Source organism: Pseudomonas sp. NBRC 111119 (assembly GCF_001320125.1).
GTDB classification, from domain to species: Bacteria; Pseudomonadota; Gammaproteobacteria; order Pseudomonadales; family Pseudomonadaceae; genus Aquipseudomonas; species Aquipseudomonas parafulva.
Genome location: NZ_BCAV01000089.1, coordinates 1 through 3,701 on the forward strand (window position 1 = coordinate 1; position 3,701 = coordinate 3,701).

General features: G+C 64.0%; 7 protein-coding genes. 1 reads left to right on the forward strand and 6 read right to left on the reverse strand.

The window, feature by feature from the left end:
• The 6 genes from APH25_RS24570 to merT all read right to left on the reverse strand — a co-directional run.
• A partial coding sequence (locus APH25_RS24570; protein WP_156333282.1) for an EAL domain-containing protein occupies positions 1-154 on the reverse strand: 154 nt, incomplete at its 3' end.
• Positions 151-387 (reverse strand): broad-spectrum mercury transporter MerE, encoded by a 237-nt coding sequence (gene merE, locus APH25_RS24575; RefSeq protein ID WP_003132004.1) that lies wholly within the window; start codon positions 385-387, stop codon positions 151-153. The genes APH25_RS24570 and merE, both read right to left, overlap by 4 nt.
• Entirely contained in the window at positions 384-749 is a 366-nt protein-coding gene (merD, locus tag APH25_RS24580; protein ID WP_000995360.1) for a mercury resistance co-regulator MerD, read from the reverse strand. The genes merE and merD overlap by 4 nt, the downstream gene beginning before the upstream one ends.
• Before the next feature lie 17 nt (positions 750-766).
• Positions 767-2,452, reverse strand: a complete 1,686-nt coding sequence (merA, locus tag APH25_RS24585; RefSeq protein ID WP_003156770.1) for a mercury(II) reductase — start codon at positions 2,450-2,452, stop codon at positions 767-769.
• Positions 2,453-2,523: 71 nt separating this feature from the next.
• A complete protein-coding gene (merP, locus tag APH25_RS24590) occupies positions 2,524-2,799 on the reverse strand; it encodes a mercury resistance system periplasmic binding protein MerP (RefSeq protein WP_003131987.1) in 276 nt (91 codons plus the stop codon).
• Positions 2,800-2,811: 12 nt separating this feature from the next.
• Complete coding sequence (gene merT / locus APH25_RS24595) at positions 2,812-3,162, reverse strand: mercuric ion transporter MerT (RefSeq protein WP_003131974.1); 351 nt, start codon at positions 3,160-3,162, stop codon at positions 2,812-2,814.
• A gap of 71 nt (positions 3,163-3,233) precedes the next feature.
• Between merT and APH25_RS24600 the strand changes: the two genes are divergently transcribed.
• Positions 3,234-3,668 (forward strand): mercury resistance transcriptional regulator MerR, encoded by a 435-nt coding sequence (locus APH25_RS24600; protein WP_003131969.1) that lies wholly within the window; start codon positions 3,234-3,236, stop codon positions 3,666-3,668.
• Positions 3,669-3,701 lie beyond the last annotated feature (33 nt).

The window sequence follows — 3,701 nt, forward strand, 5'->3', positions numbered from 1 at the left end:
GCGTCGGATGACGCCAGCGCAACAGGGCTTCCGCGCCGACAATCCCACCACTGCGCAGATCGACGACGGGCTGGTAGTGCAGTTCAAGCTGCCCGCGCTCGACCGCTTGGGCCAGTTCCGGCGTCGTCCATCCATCCGGCCGGAAAGCGCTCATTCTCTTTCCCTGAATGCCCGCAACGCCCGCGACAGGGACAGAAGGAACAGGCCGGTCAAACCGAGCGCCGCGATGACCCAATGCTCGCCGAGGAAAGCACCGGCGGTTGTGCCGGCCAGCACGACAGCGAGGATGGGCAGGTGGCAGGGGCAAGTCAGCACAGCCAGTCCGCCCCACAGGTAGCCGGTGATCGGTTTGTGCGTCTCGGACGGCAAGCGCTCGGGGTTGTTCATGGCAGACTCTCCGCGTGCTGTGCCGGCTCGGTCGGCAGGGTGGCCAACTGCACTTCCAGATCGGCCAACGCTTCGCGCCGACGCTCGACGAACTGACGCAGCAGGGCAAGCTGCGCGGCCGCTTCGTCGCCGTCCGCCGCATCCAGCGCCCGGCACAGCCGCGCCAGCGCGTCGAGGCCGATGCCCGCCTCGAAGGCCGCCCGCACGAAGCACAGCCGTTGCAAGGCGGCGTCATCGAACAAGCCGTAGCCGCCTGGTGTGCACGCCACCGGGCGCAGCAATCCGCGCAGCAGGTAGTCGCGCACGATATGCACGCTCACCCCGGCATCAAGAGCCAGCCGGGACACCGTGTAGGCGTTCATTGAACACCTCCTTTTTCTCACCCGGCGCAGCAGGAAAGCTGCTTCACATCCTTGTTGAAGGTCTGCGCCGCGAGCTTCAACCCCTCGACCATCGTCAGGTAGGGGAACAACTGGTCGGCCAGTTCCTGCACCGTCATGCGGTTGCGAATGGCCAGAGCCGCCGTCTGGATCAGTTCACCCGCTTCCGGCGCGACCGCCTGTACGCCGATCAGCCGATGGCTGCCTTCCTCGATAACCAACTTGATGAAGCCGCGTGTGTCGAAGTTGGCGAGCGCACGCGGCACGTTGTCCAAGGTCAAGGTGCGGCTGTCGGTCTCGATCCCGTCGTGGTGGGCTTCCGCCTCGCTGTAGCCCACGGTCGCCACTTGCGGATCGGTGAACACCACGGCCGGCATTGCGGTCAGGTCGAGCGCCGCATCGCCGCCGGTCATGTTGATCGCGGCACGGGTGCCGGCCGCTGCCGCCACATAGACGAACTGCGGCTGGTCGGTGCAGTCGCCGGCCGCGTAGATGTTCGGGTTGCTCGTGCGCATGCCTTGGTCGATGACGATGGCACCTTGCGCATTGACAGTGACCCCCGCTGCGTCCAGCGCGAGGCTGCGCGTGTTCGGTGTCCGACCGGTGGCAACCAGCAGTTTGTCGGCGCGCAATTCACCGTGCGTGGTGGTCAGCACGAATTCACCGTCCATATGGGCGACCTGGCTGGCTTGCGTGTGCTCCAGCACCTCGATGCCCTCGGCACGGAAAGCGGCTGTCACCGCCTCGCCGATGGCCGGGTCTTCACGGAAGAACAAGGTATTGCGCGCCAGGACCGTGACCTTGCTGCCCAGCCGGGCAAAGGCTTGCGCCAGCTCCAGCGCCACCACCGACGAGCCGATTACGGCAAGGCGTTCGGGAATGGTGTCGCTCGCCAGGGCCTCGGTGGAAGTCCAGTAGGGTGACTCTTTCAAGCCCGGAATCGGCGGGACCGCCGGGCTGGCACCCGTGGCGACCAGGCAGCGGTCGAACATCACGACGCGCTCGCCACCCTCGTTCAAACGGACGGTAAGGCTCTGGTCGTCCTTGAAGCGCGCCTCACCGTGCACAACGGTGATGGCCGGATTACCGCCCAGGATGCCTTCGTACTTGGCGTGCCGCAGTTCGTCGACGCGGGCCTGCTGCTGGGCCAGCAGCTTACTGCGGTCAATCGTAGGCACAGTTGCCGCAATACCGCCATCGAACGGGCTTTCCCGGCGCAGATGGGCGATGTGGGCGGCGCGGATCATGATCTTGGACGGCACACAGCCGACATTGACGCAGGTGCCGCCGATGGTGCCGCGCTCGATCAGCGTGACCTGCGCGCCTTGCTCGACGGCCTTCAGCGCCGCCGCCATCGCGGCTCCACCGCTGCCAATGACCGCTACCTGCACCGGGGGCTCGTTGCCACTGTGCTTTTCGGCGGCGGCCATCCATCCCCGCACCTTGTCGAGCAGTCCGACGCGGTTGTCCGCCAGTGGCGCATCGGCTAGCGTTGCCTTGTAGCCCAGTCCGGCCACGGCGGCAGTCAGCGCGTCCGGCGATGTGCCCGGCACGATGGCGAGTTGCGCTGTGCCCTTCGGATAGGACACCAGCGCCGACTGCACGCCTGGCACTTTTTCCAGCGCTTCCTTGACGTGCGCCGCGCACGAGTCGCAAGTCATGCCGGTGATTTTTAGATGGGTCATGCAACAGATCCTTTATCGTTTGTGGCGCCAGACAATGACGTCCGTTGTGCTGCGGTGCCGTTTTCAGTGACTCACTGCTTGACGCTGGACGGATAGCCCGCGTCTGCGGTTGCCTTGGTCAGCTTCTGCACGCTGGTCTTGGCATCGTCGAAGGTGACGACCGCTTGGCGTGTCTCGAAAGTCACGTCAACTTTGCTGACGCCTTCGACCTTGGAAATCGCCTTCTTGACAGTGATCGGGCAGGCGGAGCAGGTCATGCCCGGTACGGACAGCGTGACGGTCTGGGTGGCGGCCCAGACGGGGGCAACAACGGCGGCGAGGGCGAGGGAGGCAAACAGTTTCTTCATGGTGAACTCCGATCAGTAGAAAAATGGCATGACGTAGGGAAATCCGAGCGCGACCAGAACCAGCGCGGCCACGATCCAGAAAATGAGCTTGTAAGTAGCTCGCACTTGGGGAATCGCGCAGACCTCACCCGGTTTGCAGGCCGCTGCCTGCCGGTAGATGCGCCGCCAGGCGAAGAACAACGCCACCAGCGCCACGCCGATAAAGATGGGGCGATAGGGTTCCAACACCGCCAAGTTGCCGATCCAAGCGCCGCTGAACCCCAAGGCGATCAGAACCAACGGCCCGAGGCAGCAAGCCGAGGCGAGGATGGCGGCAAGCCCTCCAGTGAAGAGCGCGCCGCGCCCGGTTTTTGGTTCAGACATGCGCTTGTCCTTTCGAATTGAAATTGGATAGCGTAACCTTACTTCCGTACTCATGTACGGAGTCAAGCGATATGGAAAACAATTTGGAGAACCTGACCATTGGCGTTTTCGCCAAGGCGGCCGGGGTCAATGTGGAGACCATCCGTTTCTATCAGCGCAAGGGCTTGTTGCTGGAGCCTGACAAGCCCTATGGCAGCATCCGCCGCTATGGCGAGGCGGATGTAACGCGGGTGCGCTTCGTGAAATCAGCCCAGCGGCTGGGCTTCAGCCTGGATGAGATCGCCGAGCTGCTGCGGCTGGAGGATGGCACCCATTGCGAGGAAGCCAGCAGTCTGGCCGAGCACAAGCTCAAGGACGTGCGCGAGAAAATGGCTGACCTGGCGCGCATGGAGGCCGTGCTGTCTGAGTTGGTGTGCGCCTGCCATGCGCGAAGGGGGAACGTTTCCTGCCCGCTGATCGCGTCACTACAGGGTGGAGCAAGCTTGGCAGGTTCGGCTATGCCTTAGCGTGCTTTATTTTCCGTTTTCTGAGACGACCCC